Origin of the sequence: Devosia sediminis (assembly GCF_016411825.1) — a bacterium.
In the GTDB taxonomy this organism is placed as follows: domain Bacteria; phylum Pseudomonadota; class Alphaproteobacteria; order Rhizobiales; family Devosiaceae; genus Devosia; species Devosia sediminis.
In genome coordinates this window covers 86183-103069 of record NZ_JAEKMH010000002.1, presented here as the reverse complement: position 1 = coordinate 103069, position 16887 = coordinate 86183, and the positions used below count along the sequence as shown (strand labels likewise).

Sequence of the window (16887 nt, the reverse complement as noted above, 5' to 3'; positions counted from 1 at the left end):
ATCGACGGGAAAAGACGGAGCCCGGTCATTGCACCGGAACCGGGCGAACGTCAATGTCGCAGGTGGTTGCGCACGGCGGTGGGAGCGCCTAGTTCTTTGGCTCTGTTGCAACTTTGGAATGCCAAGATGACCAGTGCGCAAGATGCCCTTATCCACCTGATGATCGTGGCTGCTTCCTCGGACAGCGCCATGAGCGAAAAGGAGCTCAAGCGCATCACAGCCCTGATCGACCGCCTGCCGGTTTTCGAGAGCTTCGACAGGTCGCGCCTCGAGGAGGTCGCCAATGCCTGCGCCGACCTGCTCAACGGCCCCGACGGCCTCGACCGCGTGGTGGGCGAAGCCGTGGCCGCGCTGCCGCCCAAGCTACAGGACACGGCCTACGCGCTGGCCGTCGAAGTAACGGCGGTGGACCTGCATCTGGAACAGGAAGAACTGCGCTTCCTCGAAATGCTGCGCGACCATCTCAGCCTTGATCGCCTGACCACCGCGGCCATCGAAGTCGCCGCCCGCGCCCGGCACCGCCGCCTGCCCGCCTGAGCCCGCGTCCGGCATGGAGACCGCCCTCTACCTGCCCGTCAAAGCCTTCCTCGAAGCGGCCGGCTATGAGGTCAAGGGCGAGATCGGCGGTTGCGACCTCGTCGGCATCAGCCGGACCGATCCGCCAGTCATCGTCGTCTGCGAACTCAAGCTCAGCTTCAATCTCGAGCTGATCCTCCAGGCTGTCGACCGCGCAACCGTGGCCGATGAAGTGTGGATCGCCGCACGCATTTCAGCCACTGGCCGGGGCCGGGAGGCCGACAAGCGCTATCGCCAGCTCTGCCGGCGGCTCGGCATCGGCATGCTTGGCGTCACCGACACGGGCGTGGTCAGCGTCATCGTCAGTTCCGTTTCGCCGATGCCGCGCACCAATCCCAAGCGGCGCTCTCGCCTTGTGCGCGAACATCAACGGCGGCAGGGTGACCCGGCGCTTGGCGGCAGTACCCGCATTCCGATCATGACTGCCTATCGCCAGCAGGCGCTGATCTGCGCCCAAGCCCTGCTCGATGGCCCCCTGCGGCCGCGCGACATGCGGTCGGCGGCTCCCGACGCGGGCAAGATCCTGCTGGGCAATGTCTATGGCTGGTTCGAGCGGGTCCGCCCCGGGGTCTATCAGCTCACCGAGGCTGGTCGGATCGCAGCGGAGCGGCACCGCCTGCAGACGGCCTGACGAAGCGGCCGAGCAGCACTTTGGTCGCCCAATAGGTGAAGCCGGCAACGGCGCCGCCCAGCGTGATGGGCGAGGAGGCGATGAGGTCGGAAAGGCTGGGAAGGCCGCCGAACCAGACCAGCACCTGCGCTACGAGACTGACGACGATGCCGGCAACGGTATGGGCCAGCCAACCGGTCTTGCCGATGCGGTGCAGCACGGCAATGGCGAGAAGAAACGGCACCAGCCCGACCGCACCCACGAGATAGATGGCGACCCAGATCAGCGGACCATCGATGGCGGGGAGACCCGACATGCGGCCGGCCTGGCTGGTGACGGCATCGGACAAGGCGAACAGCACGAGCACAGATATGGCCGACACGCAGACGGCGACGACATAGCTTGCAAGACCGATGCCGATATCCCGGATGCGCATGACTAGTCCCTCAGTAAAAGCCGACGGGGAACCAGCGCAGGTAGAGTTCGTCGAGAGCGCCGTTTTCCTTCAATCGCACCAGCGCCCAGTCAATGGCATGGCGCACCGGATCGTGGCCGGCTGGCACGGCGATGGTCATGCCTTCGCCAAAAAGGCTTGGCCGGAAATAGGCCCCACCGGCAAAGCCGCAGCAACCAAGGTTTTCATTGAGCCAGAACGAGGCCCGCAAAGCATCGCCGAACCAGGCGTGGATGGAGCCCGACTTGACCGCCTCCATGCCCGATATCTCGCTGTCGAAGCCGACCCGTTCGAGCTCGGGCAGGTAGCGCTCGAGAAACGCCTCGTGGGCGCTGCCGGTCCGCACGCCGATGCGCTGGTCCGCCAATGCCGCAGGGTCGAAGCCTTCCACGTCACCCGCCTGGGTGACGAACCGCCCCGGCAAGGCGAGGTAGGTCGAGGAAAAGTCGAACAGGGCGCCGTTCTCTTCGGTCATGGCAAGCCCGGCGATCAGCGCATCGCCCTGGCTGTCACTAAGGGCATTGGCCGCCTGGTCCCAGGGCCAGGCCTGGATGGTGCAGGCGACATTGACCTCGGCGCAGATGCGCTTGGCGAGATCGATATTGAAGCCGACCAGTTCGCCACCTGTATCCCGGAAATTGAAAGGCGGGAAATCGGCCGTGGTCAGGAAGCGAATGGCCGGGATGGGCGTGAGGCTGGGGAGCATTTCCCGCGCATCGGGGTCGGCATGATAGGGTAGCGGCTGGGCAAAGGCGGGGGTAGCGAAAAGAGCCAGCGCGATTGCGCCGAGCGCGCGGCCCCACCCCACCCTCATTCCCTCCCCATCGAGGGGAGGGAGGCGCAGGGGACGATACCCGTGTTCATCGTCTCCCTCCCCCTTGTGGGGAGGGATCAAGGGTGGGGGTGTTTCACACACGCCGCGGGTCACCATGGCTAGACCTGGTCCAGCCCATACATCAGGTCGGCAATCAGATCATCAGGGTCTTCCAGTCCCACCGACAGGCGCAGGAGGCCCGGGGTGACCCCGGTTTCCAATCGCACCTCTTCGGTCAGGCGCGCATGGGTCGTGGTCCGCGGATGGGTGATCAGCGATTTGGCGTCGCCGAGATTGTTGGAAATGAGGATCACCGCGAGGTTGTCGGAGAGCGCGAAAGCGCCGTCTTGCCCGCCCTTGACGTCGATGGCCAGGAGCGTCGAGCCGCGCGTCATCTGTCGCTTGGCCAGCTCATATTGCGGATGGCTGGGATCATGCGGATAGATCACCCTCTCAACCTTGGGATGGCCGGAGAGGGCTGCGGCAACTTTTTCGGCGCTGTCGGTCATGCGCTCGACGCGCAGCCCATAGGTTTCGAGGCCCTTGAGCAGCACCCAGGCATTGAAGGCGCTGAGCGTGGCGCCGGTCTGGCGCAAGAACGTGTGCACATCCGCCTCGATCAGTGCCTTGGAGCCGAGGACGATGCCGCCCAGCACCCGGCCCTGCCCGTCGATATGCTTGGTGGCCGAATAGGTGACGAGGTCGGCGCCCATTTCCAGCGGCTTCTGGTAAAGCGCAGTCGAGAACACGTTGTCGACGATGAGTTTTGCGCCATGGGCATGGGCAATGTCGGCCACGGCCTTGATGTCCACCAATTCCAGCGTCGGATTGGTCGGCGTCTCGATGAAAACCAGCTTGGTATTGGGCTTCATCGCACGGGCAAAATTTTCCGGATCTCGGCCGTCGACCAGGGTCGATTCTACGCCAAAGCGCGGCGCGTAGTCCTCGACGACATAGCGGCAGCCGCCGAACAGCGCCTGCGCCGCGACGATATGGTCCCCTGCCCGCACCTGGCTCATGACGGCATTGGTGACAGCGGCCATGCCCGAGGCAAAGGCGCGACCGGCCTCGGCGCCCTCAAGCAGCGCCATGCGCTCGACGAACATGTCGACCGTCGGGTTGGCAAAGCGCGAATAGTTGTGGCCGCCGGGAATCTTGCCCTGGAACAGCAATTCCGCATGTTCCGAGCTTGGGTAGGAATAGCCCGAATTGAGGAAGATGGCCTCGCTGGTCTCGTTGAAGGCCGTGCGCATGCCGCCGCCATGCACCATCTGCGTCGCCGCCGACAACTTGCTGGGGTCACGGAGGGGATTGTTCTTCTTGGACATGGGTCACGCCTTCAACAAAAAAACCGGCACGCAAATGGCGGCCGGTTCCAAAACGGTCTTTAGCAACTTGTTTAAAGTGGCTGCAAGCGACCGGCCAAATCACCACTGGGCGCCACCCTAATTCCATCACGCCTGCGGCGTCAATCATGTGCCCCCAGCAATCGTCACCGCCCGGCTTGTCCGGTCCACCGAGCTTTGGCACAAGGGCGAGGGCAATTGCTTTGCAGCGGAGAGAGCGCGATGACCGAGACTTGGCCCAAGGGCGTCTTTCCGGCGCGGCTGATCGAGAAGCTCCATGCCGAAGGCGCCATATCGGCGGACCGCGCGTTCGACGCGGACCAGGTACAACCGGCGAGCCTTGACCTCCGGCTTGGGAAGACCGCCTTCCGAGTCCGCTCCAGTTTCCTGCCCGGCCCGGGCCATTCGGTGGCCGAGCGCATCGAGGCGCTGAAGCTGCATGAAATCGACCTCAGCAAAGGCGCCGTCCTCGAACGCGGCTGCGTCTATCTCGTGCCGCTCGAGGAAAGCCTGGACCTGCCGGCCGAGGTCAGCGCTTCGGCCAACCCGAAAAGCTCGACCGGGCGGCTCGACGTTTTTACCCGTGTTATCGGCGACCGGGCTCGCGGCTTCGACCAATTGCCGCCTGGCTACAAGGGTCCGCTCTACCTCGAAATCAGCCCCCGCACCTTTCCTGTGCTGGTGCGCACCGGCTCGCGGCTGACCCAGATGCGGTTCCGTTCCGGCGATGCGCGCCTCAGCGTCCAAGCGCACCAGGCCCTCCACGCCTCCGACACCCTGGTCATCGGCGGCGACCAACCGGTCGACAATGGCGTGGCTCTCTCCATCGACCTTCAGGGCCAGGGCCGCGACGGGCTGATCGGCTTCCGCTCCAAGCGGCATACGGCCGTGGTTGATGTCGACAAAAAGGCGGCGCTCGACGTGCTGGATTTCTGGGAGCCGCTTTACGCCCACGGGCAGAGCGAACTCATCCTCGACCCCGATGAATTTTATATCCTCGTCAGCCTCGAAGCGGTGCATGTGCCGCCCAGCCACGCGGCCGAAATGGTGCCCTTCGATCCGATGGTCGGCGAATTCCGCGTGCATTATGCGGGCTTTTTCGATCCCGGCTTCGGGCATTCGTCCGCCGGCGGCACCGGCAGCCGCGCCGTGCTCGAAGTCCGCAGCCGCGAAGTGCCGTTCCTGCTCCATCACGGCCAGATCATCGGCCGGCTGATCTACGAGGAACTGGCCGAAAAGCCCGACCGCCTCTATGGCAGCGCCTTCGGCTCAAACTACCAGGCCCAGACGCTGAAGCTGTCCAAGCATTTCAGGCCGTTCGAAGGGTAGCGCCTTCCGCACGCACAGTTCCGTCCTCGGGCTTGACCCGAGGACCTACCGCCGCCTCCGCGATGGTTGAGAATGGCCCTCGGATCAAGTCCGACGGCGGCGCGGTGGTTGTGAAGGCTGCGTACCCTACCGGATCCGCATGCCATCCTGACCGAACACCAGCAGATCCGCAGGATCGAACCGGGCCGAATAGCGGTCGCCGGTTTTCAGCGTGCGGTTGTTGTCAGTGGCGATGGTGATCAATTCGCGGCCGGTATCGCGGGCATAGGCATAGGTTTCCCCGCCCAGATGCTCGATGATCTCGACATTGACGTCGAGCGCGGCGCTGCCTTCGGCCGAGAAGTGCTCGGGGCGGATGCCGACGGTCACCGGCGTGCCGGGCGCGACCGCGACTGGCGATGGGATAATCTGGCCAGGGAAATCGGTGAGGCGGATCCCGTCGGTCTCGGCGGTGCCTTCGAGGAAATTCATCTTGGGCGAACCGATGAAGCCGGCCACGAAAATGTTGTCGGGATTGTCATAGAGGTCGAGCGGCGAGCCGACCTGCTCGATGCGCCCATCGCGCAGCACTACGATCTTGTCGGCCAGCGTCATGGCCTCGACCTGATCATGGGTCACGTAGATGATGGTGGTGTTGAGTTCCTGATGCAGCCGGGCGATCTCGATGCGCATATGCACGCGCAGTTCGGCATCGAGATTGGACAGCGGCTCGTCGAAGAGGAACACGTCCGGGTGGCGGACGATGGCGCGGCCGATGGCGACGCGTTGGCGCTGGCCGCCCGAAAGCTGCCCGGGGCGGCGCTCCAGCAGCGGCCCCAGTTCGAGGATGCGAGCAGCTTCCTGGACCCGTTGTTCGATTTCGGCCTTCGGAGCACCAGCGAATTTGAGCGCGAAGCCCATGTTCTCGCGCACCGTCATATGCGGATAGAGCGCATAGGTCTGGAACACCATGGCGATGCCGCGCTGGGAGGGATCGACCTCGTTCATGCGCTTGTCGCCAATTGTGAGGTCGCCCGACGTGATCTGCTCGAGCCCAGCGATCATGCGCAGCAAGGTGGACTTGCCGCAGCCCGAGGGGCCGACAAAGACCACGAATTCCTTGTCCGCAATTTCGAGATCGACGCCTTTGATCACCTCGACCGCGCCGAAGGACTTTTTGACGTTGGCCAGCTTCAATCCGGACATGGTTGAGGTTCCTCAGCTTGCGGAAAGCGATGCGACTGAACGGCCGAGCCGGTCGCTGGTGACGGTGACAGTGATCGGGCCCTTGCCGGTGGTCCTGAGCCAGAAGCCGGTGGAGCCGGCGCGCAGCGGCACGAGGCCGGGGCCCAGACGCTCGGCGGCGCCTGAAACTTCGATGGAAACCGGCTCGGGAAAGAAGGGCAGCTTCTTGCCGGACTGATCGAGCGCACGCACCATGACTCGCACGGTGTCGCCCTCGGCGCCGAGTTCGGTCGTGTCGGGCACGACTTCGAGTTCGTGGGCGATCGGGTCGGCGATGAAGTTGACGGTCTTGACCGCCTTGCCGTCGATATAGCCGGTGATGGTGGCGTCTTCCCAGCTCATGCCCCAGAGGCCCAGTTCCTCGTCGGTCAAATGGGCGCGGGTAATGACAACGGGCGCATGCGGCAGGTGCGGGAATTTCTCGCGATCGGGCTTGAAACGCTTGGGCGCGTTCTTGCCATAGGTCAGTTCGACCTCGTCGCAATTGGTGAGGATCATCAGCGGCAGCACGCCGCCGATATTGCGCTCGCCACGGGCCCAGAAGGTCACCGGCTTGAGGATGACCTCATCCTCCGGCTCGCACTGGCTGATATAGGCATAGGCCGCAAACTTGGGCTCGCGGAACATATCCATCACGCCGTGGTGGCAGATGCGGTCGCCCGAGCCGAAGTCCTTGTGGGTGTTGTAGTCGAAGGCGCACCAGCCAATGCAGCCGGCAATCTGCGGATCGCCATAGGCGGCGTTCATGACTTCGAGATGACGCAGCACATGCTCGGCCTGGCGCTGTTCCTGATCCCACGACTTGGTCGGGTACATGTGCCCGCCATATTCGGTGATCATATAGGGCACGACGCGATCAAGACCGGTGACTTCCTGCTGCGGACGCAGCGGGGTGCGCGGACGGTTGCCGCCCCATTCTTCGTTGCCGAGGATGAAGTCGTTCATGGTGTAGACGTCTTCGAGCAGCTCGCTATCGGTGATGTAGCGGACGCCGCCGGTCGAACGGGTCGAGTCCAGCTCATGGGCCAGCTTGTTCGTCCGCAGATAGAAATCGTGGTTGTCCTGACTCTCGTTGATGCGCACGCCCCAGATGACGATAGAGGGGTGGTTCCAGTCGCGGGTGATCATGCGGCGAACGTTTTCGACGCTCTCGTCCTGCCATTCGGCGCCGCCGATATGCTGCCAGCCGGGGATTTCCTCGAAAACGAGAAGCCCGAGTTCGTCACAGCGGTCGAGGAAATAGTGGCTCTGCGGATAGTGCGAGGTGCGCACCATGTTGAGCTTGAGCTCGTGCTTCAGGATTTCCGCGTCGCGCTCCTGCGCCGACTTGCCCAATGCATAGCCGACATAGGGGAAGGACTGGTGACGGTTGAGGCCGCGCAGTTTCAGCGCCCTGCCGTTGAGCTTGAAGCCTTCCGTCGTGAATTCTGCAGTGCGGAAGCCGAAGCGGAACTTTGCCTCGTCCAGACCGGCCGACGTTTCGAGGGTAACGGCGAGCGTATAGAGCGCCGGGGTCTTGAGGTCCCAGAGGGTGATGCCCGACAGCCCATCGAAACCGATCTCGACGCTGCCGCCTGCAATGGCCGCCTCGGTGGTGGCGATGGTCTCGCCGTCGCCGTCGAGCAGCGTTGCGACCAGCTTGCCCGAGAGCGGCAGGTTCTGCGAAATGCTGAGCTCGATGCGCGCCCGCACCGACTTCTTCTCAGCCAGCGCATTCGGCGTTTCCACCTTGGCATTGCCGACAAAAACGGGCGCGGTCACACGCAGCCAGGCTTCGCGATAGATGCCTGCATAGGTCAGATAGTCGATCTGGCCACCAAAGGGCGGGATGTCCGGATTTTCGCTGCCATCGATGGTGACGGTCAGCACGTTCTCGCCGTCCCTCAGCTTACCGGTCAGCCGCGCCTCGAAGGGTGTGTAGCCGTCCTTGTGGGCAGCGACTTCCGCACCATTGAGGCTGACCTTGGCATTGGCCATGGCGCCGTCGAAGAGCACGGACACGTCCTTGCCCTGCCAGGCCGCATCGGCGGTGAAGCGCTTCTCATAGGTGAAGACGCGCTGATATTCTTTCTCGTCGAAATAGGTGAAGGGCAGTTCCACCGCCGTATGCGGCAGGCGAACCTCGTCCTTGCCTTCGAACAGCCAGCCGGAATTGAAATCGATCAGGGGACGCATGGAATACTCTATTTGACGGCGCCCAGCATGCCTTCGACAAAGCGGCGCTGGAGCAGGAAGAAAATGATGAGAGTGGGCAGGGTGGCAAAGATCGCGCCGACCATGACGACGCCCCAGTCGGGCGTATAGGCCGAGGTGAGGCCGGCAACGACAAGCGTCAGCGTCTTCATCTCATTGGTCTGCAGCACGATCAGCGGCCACAGGTAATTGTTCCAGTTGGCCATGAAGACGATGATCGTCGCCGCGGCATAGGTCGAGCGCATCACCGGCATATAGACCCAGAAGAAGATCTGCCATTCCTTGAGCCCGTCGATGCGTGCGGCGTCGCGCAACTCGTGCGGGAAGGCCTTTGTGGCCTGGCGGAAGTAGAAGACGATGAAGATCGACGCGATCGTGGGCAGGATGATCGCCTGATAGGTGTTAATCAGTTTCAGGTTGGCCATCATGATGAAGAGCGGGATCATGAGGGCAGCGAAGGGGATGGACAGCATCAGCAGGAGGCTGCCGAAAATCCGCTCGCGGAAGCGGCTCCTGAACATCTCAAAGCCATAGCCGGCCAGCGAGGAGACCAGCAGGGTCAGCGCCGTGCCGACGCCAGCGATGAAGAACGAATTGAAGAGAATCCGCGGCATGTCCACCGAGGAGAAGAAGTTCACCATATTGGCCCACAGCGCGCCGCCGGGCGTGGCCTTGCCCTTGAGGATGTCGGCGGAGGTATTGGTGGCGCCGACCGCCATCCAGAAGAAGGGGAAGACCGAGATGAAGGCGGCCAGCAGCAGCAGCAGGTAGGTTGCGGCGCGACCGATAAGGGCGATTGGGTTGCTCATGCGCGGCGATCCCGTGCGACCAGGAACTGGATCAGGGTGAGAATGCCCACCAGCACGACGATAACGTAGCTGACCGTGGCGGCGTAGCCGAAGCTGGGCATGAAGCGGAAGCTGAGGTTGTAGATATAGAGCGACAGCGTCAACGTGGCGTCGGACGGCCCGCCCTGGTTGGTGATCAGGTTTGGCTCGTCGAAGAGCTGCAGCGTGCCGATGGTGGAAATGACCGTGGTGAAGAGGATCACCGGCTTCAGCATCGGCACGGTGATGTACCAGAAGCGCGCCCAGGCCGGGACGCCGTCGATCTTGGCCGCCTCGTAGATCGAGCGGTCGATATTCTGCATGGCGGCGAGGTAGAAGATCATGTTGTAGCCGGTCCAGCGCCAGGTGATGGCGCTGATGATCACGACCTTGGCCCAGAACGGGTCGGCCAGCCAGGGAATGGGATTGTCGATGATCTGCAGGGCCATCAGCATCTCGTTCATGATGCCGTCCTGGGCAAACATGGAGCGGAAGACCACCGAATAGGCCACGAGCGAGGTCACGCAGGGCAGAAAGATCGCGGTGCGGAACCACGAGCGGCCCCAGAGCTTGCTGTCATTGAGCGCGTTGGCGAACAGCAGCGCCAGGATCAGCATGATCGGCACCTGGATGGCCAGGAAGATCAGCGTGTTGGACAGGGCCCGGAGGAACACCGGATCCTGGGTCAGGCGCATGATGTTGGTGAAGCCGCCAAAGCTGAAATTCATGCCGCGACCGACCTGGAAGCTCATCCAGAGCGACCAGATGATCGGATAAATCATGAAAATGCCCAGCAGGATGAGGGCGGGCAGCACGAAAAGCCAGCCATTGACCTGCTGGGAGCGTTCATATCCCGATTGCGCCACGCTTTCCCCCAATGCCGGAGCCAAAAATCACCGATGACCCCCGCGCGAACGCGAGGGCCTCGGGGAGGCCGGAGGCGGTGCCCGCCTCCGGTTTGCCGTTGATTACTGGATCTGCTGGGAGACCTGAGCTTCGATGGCAGCGGCGATCTCATCGATATTGCCGCCGCTGGTCAGGGCCGGGATCTGCGCCACGACAGCCGCGTCGGCTTCGTTGGTGAAGATGCCATAGTTGACCGCGGGAATGGCGCCGAGCCAATCGGAGAAGTTCTGCCAGACCGGAGCGCCGCCGAAGAAGTCGTCGCTGGCCGAGTAGGCTTCACCTTCACGGGCCGCGAGCAGCGAGCCGAGAGCACCCTGGTTGACGAGGATCTCCTGGTAGAAGTTGACGTCCTGGCCCCAGACGGTGTTGAGGAAGTCGATGGCTTCCGCCTTGTTGGGGGCGGCGGACATCACGTACCAGCTCGAACCGCCGAGGTTGGAGGCGTGGGTCGCGCCTTCGACACCGTCCAGCGCCGGGATCGGGGCGATGCCCCACTGGCCGGACTGATCGGCATTGGCCTTGATCGTGCCGACCATCCACACGCCGGTCACGGTGCCGACGGTGTCACCCGAGGTGAACGAACCGGTATATTCGGTCCAGCCGGCGACGGGCTTGGTGATGCCCGAGGCGACGAGGTCCTGGTAGGTCTTGAGGGCGGCCTTGAACACGTCGTTATTGGCGATGTTCACGCTGCCATCGGCATTGAAGTACCACGAGCCGGCCGACTGCATCATGATGCGGAAGATGCCTGCATCGTTGGGATCGATCGGCAAGAGGATCTGGCCGGTCTTTTCCTTGATGTCCTGGCCGATCTCGATGAGGCGGCTCCAGGTGATGTCTTCGAGGTCGGCAGCGGTGTAGCCGGCTTCCTCGAGAATGTCCGAGCGGTAGAAGAAGCCGGTCACGCCGGAGTCGAAGGGCAGCGAATAGCCTTGGCCGTTGAGCGTGGCGAGTTCGGTCTTGTAGGGCGCAAAGCCCGAGAGATCGACGGCACCGGACAGCGGCTCGAAGGCGCCGGGGAACGACTGCAGGTACTTCTGGGCGCCGTAGTCTTCGATCAGCACGATGTCGGGCAGGCCGTCGGTGGTGCCCGAAGCGAGCTGCGCCTGCAGCTTGGTCTCGAGGTCGGCCTTGGCGAAGTCGACGACGGTGACGGTCACGTCGGGGTGCGCTGCGGAGTAGATTTCGGCGGCCTTGTTCATGGTGGCGCCGTTGAAATTCGGGTCCCAGGCCCAGACGGTGATTTCACCGGCCGAAGCGGCGGTGACGCTGAACATGGACACGCCGGCAAGAGCGATGGCGAGCGAGCGCTTGAGGCCCGTGGACAAGCTGGTCATTGATAATCCTCCCAATTGGGTGTTTCTCTACACCCTGCGACAAGACTAATATGACTTTTGGCCCGCGCGCAAGAATTTCAGTAAATTTTTACCGCGGATAATTTTCTGCGCCCGTTTTCAGGGCATCTCCCGGGTGCTGGCGCGCCAGACGATGCGCGAGGCGAGGCTGATCTGCTTGGCCAATTCCCGCCCGCCGACCCTTTCGAGCAGCAGTTCAACCGCCGTTTCGCCGATCTCCTCGGCCGGTAGATGCACCGTGGTCAGGGGTGGATTGAGAAACTGGGCGACCGAAATGTCGTTGAAGCTGGCCACTCCGACATCGCCTGGGATCGACAGGCCTGCCTCGTGCAGTGCGCGATAGGCGCCAATGGCCATGGAATCGTTGAAGGTGACGATGGCGTCGAACGCCTTGCGCTCGGCGAGAATGTCGCGGGTCAGGCGATAGCCGCCCTCCTCGGTATTGTCGCCGCTGCGGAACAGGCGGTCGTCGAACCAGCCGGCTGCAGTCATCCACTGCACGAAAGCCTGGGCACGCCGGTCGCCCCAGCCGATATAGGCAATGCGCCGGTAGCCGCGTGCCGCCAGCGCCACCAGCAACTTTTCCATAGCCGCGCGCAGGTCGGCCGAGACCGAGTCGATCTGGTCGTCATGCGGCAAGTGATCGGCGAAGACGATCTGCCGGGAATTTTTCGCCAGCCACTCCGTCTCGTCCTCGTCATGGCGGCCGATGACGATCGTGCCGGACGCTTCCTGCAGCAGTTTCGCGTCGGGCTTGGCGTCGGTGTGGTAAACTTTTACCGTTTCGATCTTGAGCGCGGCGCAGCGCCGCTCGATACCGAGGCGCAGCGCCACGTAATAGGGATCGACCAGTTCGCGTTCGGGCGCCAGGAAATGCACCAGCGCCACCTTGTTGAGGCCCTGCTGGTTGGCGCGATTGCGGGCGCGTGGCGTTGCGTAATTCAGCGCCTCGGCCGTCTCGATGATGGCTTGCCGCTTCCGGTTGGAGATCGACAGCGTGGAATCGTAATTGAGCACGCGCGACACCGTAGCGCTCGAAACGCCCACCGCAGCCGCAATTTCTTTGATCGTTACCATGGGCGGCACGCTACTTCCGCGCGCCGGGCGGGGTCAATCGCCTTGCTCAGCCCGTCAGACCGCTTTCCAGCCGGTCGTCCCAGTCGATGGCTCCGGGGCGGCCGAGCAGGAAGCCTTGCGCTTCGGTGCAGCCTTCCTTGCGCAGCACGTCGAGCTGGGCGCGGGTCTCCACGCCTTCGGCCAGCACCGGCACGGAGAGGCTCCTGCCCAGCGTCAGGATGGCGCGGACGATGGCCTTGGACTGCTCGTTGCTCTCCACTTCGCGCATGAAGGACCGGTCGAGCTTGATCTTGTCGAAGGGGAAGCTGCGCAGGGTTTCGAGCGAGGAATAGCCGGTGCCGAAATCGTCGATGGCGATGGAGACGCCCATGGCCTTGATCTGGCGCAGGATATGGAGGGCCCGCTGCTTGTCGCTGATGATCGAGGTTTCGGTGACTTCGAGCTCGAGCCGATGGGGCGCCAGGCCCGACATGAACAGGGTCGAGCGCACCGTCTCGATGAAATCCACCTGCGCCAGTTGCAGCCCCGAGACATTGACCGCGATCTTGTAGGGCTCGGGCCAGGACGCGGCATCGAGGCAGGCCATCTTCAGCACCCAGACCCCGATGGCGTTGATGGCGCCGCATTCCTCGGCCACGGGGATGAAGTCGGATGGCGAAACCTCGCCATGGCCGGGACGATTCCAGCGCAGCAGCACTTCATAGCCGGTGGTCTCACCGGTCGAGACCGACTTCTGCACCTGGTAGGCGAGGTAGAACGCGTTCTGTTCCAGCGCCGTCCAGAGATCGCGGGCCATGTCCCGGCGCTCGCGCGCCTGCTCGTCCATGTCGCGTTCATAGTAGCAGATGCGGCGGTCGAACTCGGCCTTGGCGCGGTACATGGCCAGGTCGGCATTGCTCATCAGCTTGGACAGGTCCCGGCCATCCTCGGGCCAGACGGCGACGCCTATGCTGCCGCCGGTGGAGAGGGCAAGACCTTCCCCTTCGACGCGGCGGCTCAGCGCGTCTTCGAGGCGGACAAGGAATTCGCGCAGCGCATCCATGCCCGAAAAAACCTTGATCGCCGCGAATTCGTCGCCGCCCAGCCGGGCGATGCTTTCGCCCTCGCGCAGCAGCGCGTTGAAGCGTGAGGCGAGGGTCTTGAGCACCATGTCGCCGGCCGCATGGCCGTGATTGTCGTTGATTTCCTTGAAGTGATCGAGGTCGATGGCGATGACGGCCACCTGGCTTCTGGTCTCCTCGGCCCGGCTGCGGGCCAAATCGAAGGATTCGTTGAAGCGGGCGCGGTTGGGCAGGCCGGTCAGGCCATCGTGCCGGGCGAGATGGGCAATGGCGCGCTGCGAGCGGTGCCGCTCGGTGATGTCGTCGAGGGTAGTCACCCACGAGCCGTCGCCCACGGGGCTGTGGCTGACCTGCAGCACCCGGTCTTCGCCGAAGGCGATGACGATTTCCCCACCCTCTTCGATCAGCGGCAGGTGGCTGGCCAAGGTCGCTTCGATGCGCTGCTCGATATCTTCCACCGCCACGTCCGTGCCGGCAATGGTCAGCCGGCAGGTATCGCGAAAGCTCATCCCCTTGAGATTGGTGAGCGGATGGATGCCGAGCAGCGTCGGGAAGCGCTGGTTGTAGAGCTGCAGCGTGCCGTCGATGCCATAGAGTCCGAGGCCCTGGGCCATGTGGGTCATGGCCAGTTCGAGCTTTTGCGTCACCGCCACGATTTCCGCCGCGTCCCGCAGCTCGCGTTCCCGCTCCCGCTCGGTGCGCCGGCGGTCGGCCTCGTCGAGCACGGCACTACCCAGGGCCAGGCCCAGGAGCAGGATGGAGATGAAGGTGAGACCAATGGAGAGCCAGAAGCCGTCCAGTTCGCCATTCACCGAAAGCGGGAAGCAGAGCGAAAAGTCTGCCGCGGCCATGGCCGTGAAATGCATGGCGCAGATAGCCAGCGTCAGCAGCAGTGCCCCGGTCAGCATATGGCGCAGGCGGCCATCCATGCCGATGCCGAGGGCGACGCCGCCCATGGCGATGCCAGCCAGGATCGAAGTCGCCACCATTCCCGGATCCCAGGCCAGGCGCCCGCCCATGACCAGGGCGGCAATGCCGGTATAGTGCATGGTGGAGATAGCGACGCCCACCACGGCGCCGCCGAGGAAGCGGTCGGAAAAGGTGCGGCCGCGGCTGGCCATGGCGATGCCGGCGCCGCAGACGCCGATGGCAATCAGCAGCGACAGCGCCGTCATCCAGAGATCGTAGCTGAGGGTGAAGCCGGGGCGGAAAGCGAGCACGGCGACGAAATGGGTCGCCCAGATGCCAAAGCCCACGGCCATGGCGGCAACGGCCGTCCAGACGTCGCGCATGCGCCCGCTCGATCGGGCCGCGTGGCGCGCGAGGCCGATGCAGGCATAGGACGAGATCATGCAGATCGTCGCGGCGAGGACGATCAGGGCCGGATCATGGGCCGTGAAGAAAAACTCGATGACCGGCAATTCCGCGCCTATGAAAAAACCCGTAGCTGCCTATAGTCCTGCGGGTAAAAGCTTTACGGAACCGTCACCGGCGGCCGATCAAATGCAAATGTGATCCGCATTCCGCCTTGCGCTCGGTATTTCCGAGCATGGGCTGCGCCTGAGGGGACGCCATGACCACGAGCCTTTATCCTGCCGATTTCTACGCCGACCGGCGCGCCCATACCCAGCATGCGGCGCGGCGCATCCTCGCCGCCCTGCCGGCCGCGCTCGGGCGCAACCGCGTTGCCGATATCGGCTGCGGCTCGGGCACCTTCCTCGCGGCGGCTCTGGAGGCCGGCTCGAGCGTCGCCTTCGGCATGGAGGGAAGCTGGGTGACACCCGACATGCTCGACGATCCCGCCATCGTCTATACGCCGGCCGATCTCGAACAGGGCTTTGCCGGCCCCGAGGCCGACCTCGTGCTGTCGCTGGAAGTGGCCGAGCATCTCACCCCAGGCCGCGCCGAGGGTTTTGTGCGCGATCTGGTTGCCATGGCGCCGGCCGTGCTGTTCAGCGCCGCCATACCCGGCCAGGGCGGGGTCGGGCATATCAACGAGCAATGGCCCAGCTTCTGGGCAAGGCTGTTCGACGCGCATGGCTACTGTGCCTATGACGTAGTCCGTCCCCTGATCTGGACCGACGAGGCCATCCCCGCCTGGTACCGGCAGAATGTCATCTTGTTCCTCGACGACGCCACCGCCGCGTCTCTGGACCTAGTGCCCGATGACCCCGCACTGCTTGATCGTGTCCATCCCGCCTTCTGGGCGCGGGCCAATCGGGAACTCAGATACGCCAATGCCTTGCCCGAAAGTGAGGTGCTGCGGCGGCAGGCGGAACAGCAGCAGCAGCAGTAGTAGTAAGATACCCCCACCCGGCCTCCCCCTGAGAAGGGGGAGGAGAAACATGGTGACTACCGCATCAATGGTGCACTCGGTCGGTCCCTCCCCCTTTCAGGGGGAGGGTAGGTGGGGGTTAACTCCTCGCCGCCCACAACAATCCACGCTTGAGGATCGTGCGCACCTGCGGGATCTCCAGCTCGTCGGCCGTATGACCGAGCGAGGTATAGAATACCCGGCCCTGATCATGCGTGGTCGTGAACACCACCGGCATGACCACGTCCTTGCGCCAGGGGTGGTATTCGCCCGAAAAGGTCGTCGTCGCCAGCACCTCCACCGCCGGATCGTAGTTGAGGTAATACTGCTCGGACGTGTGCTCGAAACTGTCGATGCCCGCCATAATCGGGTGATCGGGGCGGGCCACGTCGACCGTGTAGGTGATGATATTGCCCGGATGCTGCACCCAATAAACGCTGGCGGCATAGCGGAAGGGCACGCTGGCCCGAAAGGTGGTCGCGAGGCCCATGTGGTAGCCCGCGAGACCTGTCCCGGCGCGGATGGCGGCGATGAGATTCTTCATCTTTTCGGGGTCGAGCGTGCCGTCGGTAATGACGGGCACGACGAGGTCATTCGTCCCCACATCCTCGGCCCCCAGCGCGTCATAGTCCGGCGTCACCGTGACCCCAAAGCCCTCCTGCTCCAGCAACTCGCGCACCACATGCGCGCCGCGCTCGGGCGTATGCAATTCCATGCCGCCCCAGACAACGAGTGCTTTTTTGGTCATGTCGATATTCCTTCCTGTTCTTCGCCCCATTGGGGAGAAGGTGGCGCGCAGCG

The 16887-nt window shown here is 63.6% G+C and carries 15 protein-coding genes and 1 riboswitch; of the genes, 4 read left to right on the top strand and 11 right to left on the bottom strand.

Going from position 1 to position 16887, the window contains the following annotated elements:
• Positions 1-126 precede the first annotated feature (126 nt).
• Complete coding sequence (locus JEQ47_RS07745; protein ID WP_198875847.1) at positions 127-537, top strand: tellurite resistance TerB family protein; 411 nt, start codon at positions 127-129, stop codon at positions 535-537.
• A gap of 13 nt (positions 538-550) precedes the next feature.
• Positions 551-1207: a DUF2161 domain-containing phosphodiesterase gene (locus JEQ47_RS07740; RefSeq protein WP_198875846.1), complete on the top strand. Its 657-nt coding sequence runs from the start codon at positions 551-553 to the stop codon at positions 1205-1207.
• Here JEQ47_RS07740 and JEQ47_RS07735 read toward each other — a convergent pair.
• The 3 genes from JEQ47_RS07735 to metZ form a co-directional block, all read right to left on the bottom strand.
• Positions 1155-1622 carry a hypothetical protein gene (locus tag JEQ47_RS07735; RefSeq protein ID WP_198875845.1) on the bottom strand — a complete coding sequence of 156 codons (468 nt, stop codon included), beginning with the start codon at positions 1620-1622 and terminating at the stop codon, positions 1155-1157. The genes JEQ47_RS07740 and JEQ47_RS07735 overlap by 53 nt on opposite strands.
• A gap of 10 nt (positions 1623-1632) precedes the next feature.
• Positions 1633-2454, bottom strand: a complete 822-nt coding sequence (locus JEQ47_RS07730; RefSeq protein WP_198875844.1) for a transporter substrate-binding domain-containing protein — start codon at positions 2452-2454, stop codon at positions 1633-1635.
• Between the two features lie 119 nt (positions 2455-2573).
• Positions 2574-3782, bottom strand: coding sequence for an O-succinylhomoserine sulfhydrylase (gene metZ / locus JEQ47_RS07725; protein WP_198875843.1), 1209 nt, complete (start codon positions 3780-3782; stop codon positions 2574-2576).
• 40 nt (positions 3783-3822) lie between these two features.
• Positions 3823-3898, bottom strand: a riboswitch (SAM riboswitch).
• 124 nt (positions 3899-4022) lie between these two features.
• Between metZ and JEQ47_RS07720 the strand changes: the two genes are divergently transcribed.
• Positions 4023-5129, top strand: a complete 1107-nt coding sequence (locus JEQ47_RS07720) for a 2'-deoxycytidine 5'-triphosphate deaminase (protein ID WP_198875842.1) — start codon at positions 4023-4025, stop codon at positions 5127-5129.
• Positions 5130-5255: 126 nt separating this feature from the next.
• On the opposite strand, the gene JEQ47_RS07715 is transcribed toward JEQ47_RS07720, so the two are convergent.
• The 7 genes from JEQ47_RS07715 to JEQ47_RS07685 form a co-directional block, all read right to left on the bottom strand.
• Positions 5256-6314: an ABC transporter ATP-binding protein gene (locus JEQ47_RS07715; RefSeq protein WP_198875841.1), complete on the bottom strand. Its 1059-nt coding sequence runs from the start codon at positions 6312-6314 to the stop codon at positions 5256-5258.
• A 12-nt stretch (positions 6315-6326) separates the two neighbouring features.
• Positions 6327-8528, bottom strand: coding sequence for a glycoside hydrolase family 2 protein (locus JEQ47_RS07710; RefSeq protein ID WP_198875840.1), 2202 nt, complete (start codon positions 8526-8528; stop codon positions 6327-6329).
• Positions 8529-8536: 8 nt separating this feature from the next.
• Positions 8537-9355, bottom strand: a complete 819-nt coding sequence (locus JEQ47_RS07705; RefSeq protein ID WP_198875839.1) for a carbohydrate ABC transporter permease — start codon at positions 9353-9355, stop codon at positions 8537-8539.
• Positions 9352-10239: a carbohydrate ABC transporter permease gene (locus tag JEQ47_RS07700; RefSeq protein ID WP_328768512.1), complete on the bottom strand. Its 888-nt coding sequence runs from the start codon at positions 10237-10239 to the stop codon at positions 9352-9354. Before JEQ47_RS07700 ends, JEQ47_RS07705 begins: the two co-directional genes overlap by 4 nt.
• 102 nt (positions 10240-10341) lie before the next feature.
• Positions 10342-11616, bottom strand: coding sequence for an ABC transporter substrate-binding protein (locus JEQ47_RS07695; RefSeq protein WP_198875838.1), 1275 nt, complete (start codon positions 11614-11616; stop codon positions 10342-10344).
• Between the two features lie 117 nt (positions 11617-11733).
• A complete protein-coding gene (locus tag JEQ47_RS07690) occupies positions 11734-12711 on the bottom strand; it encodes a LacI family DNA-binding transcriptional regulator (protein WP_198875837.1) in 978 nt (325 codons plus the stop codon).
• Between the two features lie 46 nt (positions 12712-12757).
• On the bottom strand, positions 12758-15193 hold the full coding sequence (locus JEQ47_RS07685) for an EAL domain-containing protein (RefSeq protein WP_198875836.1): 2436 nt from the start codon (positions 15191-15193) through the stop codon (positions 12758-12760).
• 152 nt (positions 15194-15345) lie between these two features.
• Between JEQ47_RS07685 and JEQ47_RS07680 the strand changes: the two genes are divergently transcribed.
• The gene (locus JEQ47_RS07680; RefSeq protein WP_198875835.1) at positions 15346-16068 is read left to right on the top strand and encodes a class I SAM-dependent methyltransferase; all 723 of its coding nucleotides are present in this window, start codon (positions 15346-15348) and stop codon (positions 16066-16068) included.
• 118 nt (positions 16069-16186) lie between these two features.
• Here the strand turns inward: JEQ47_RS07680 and JEQ47_RS07675 are convergent, their stop codons facing one another.
• Positions 16187-16834, bottom strand: coding sequence for a ThuA domain-containing protein (locus JEQ47_RS07675; RefSeq protein ID WP_198875834.1), 648 nt, complete (start codon positions 16832-16834; stop codon positions 16187-16189).
• Positions 16835-16887: the final 53 nt, after the last annotated feature.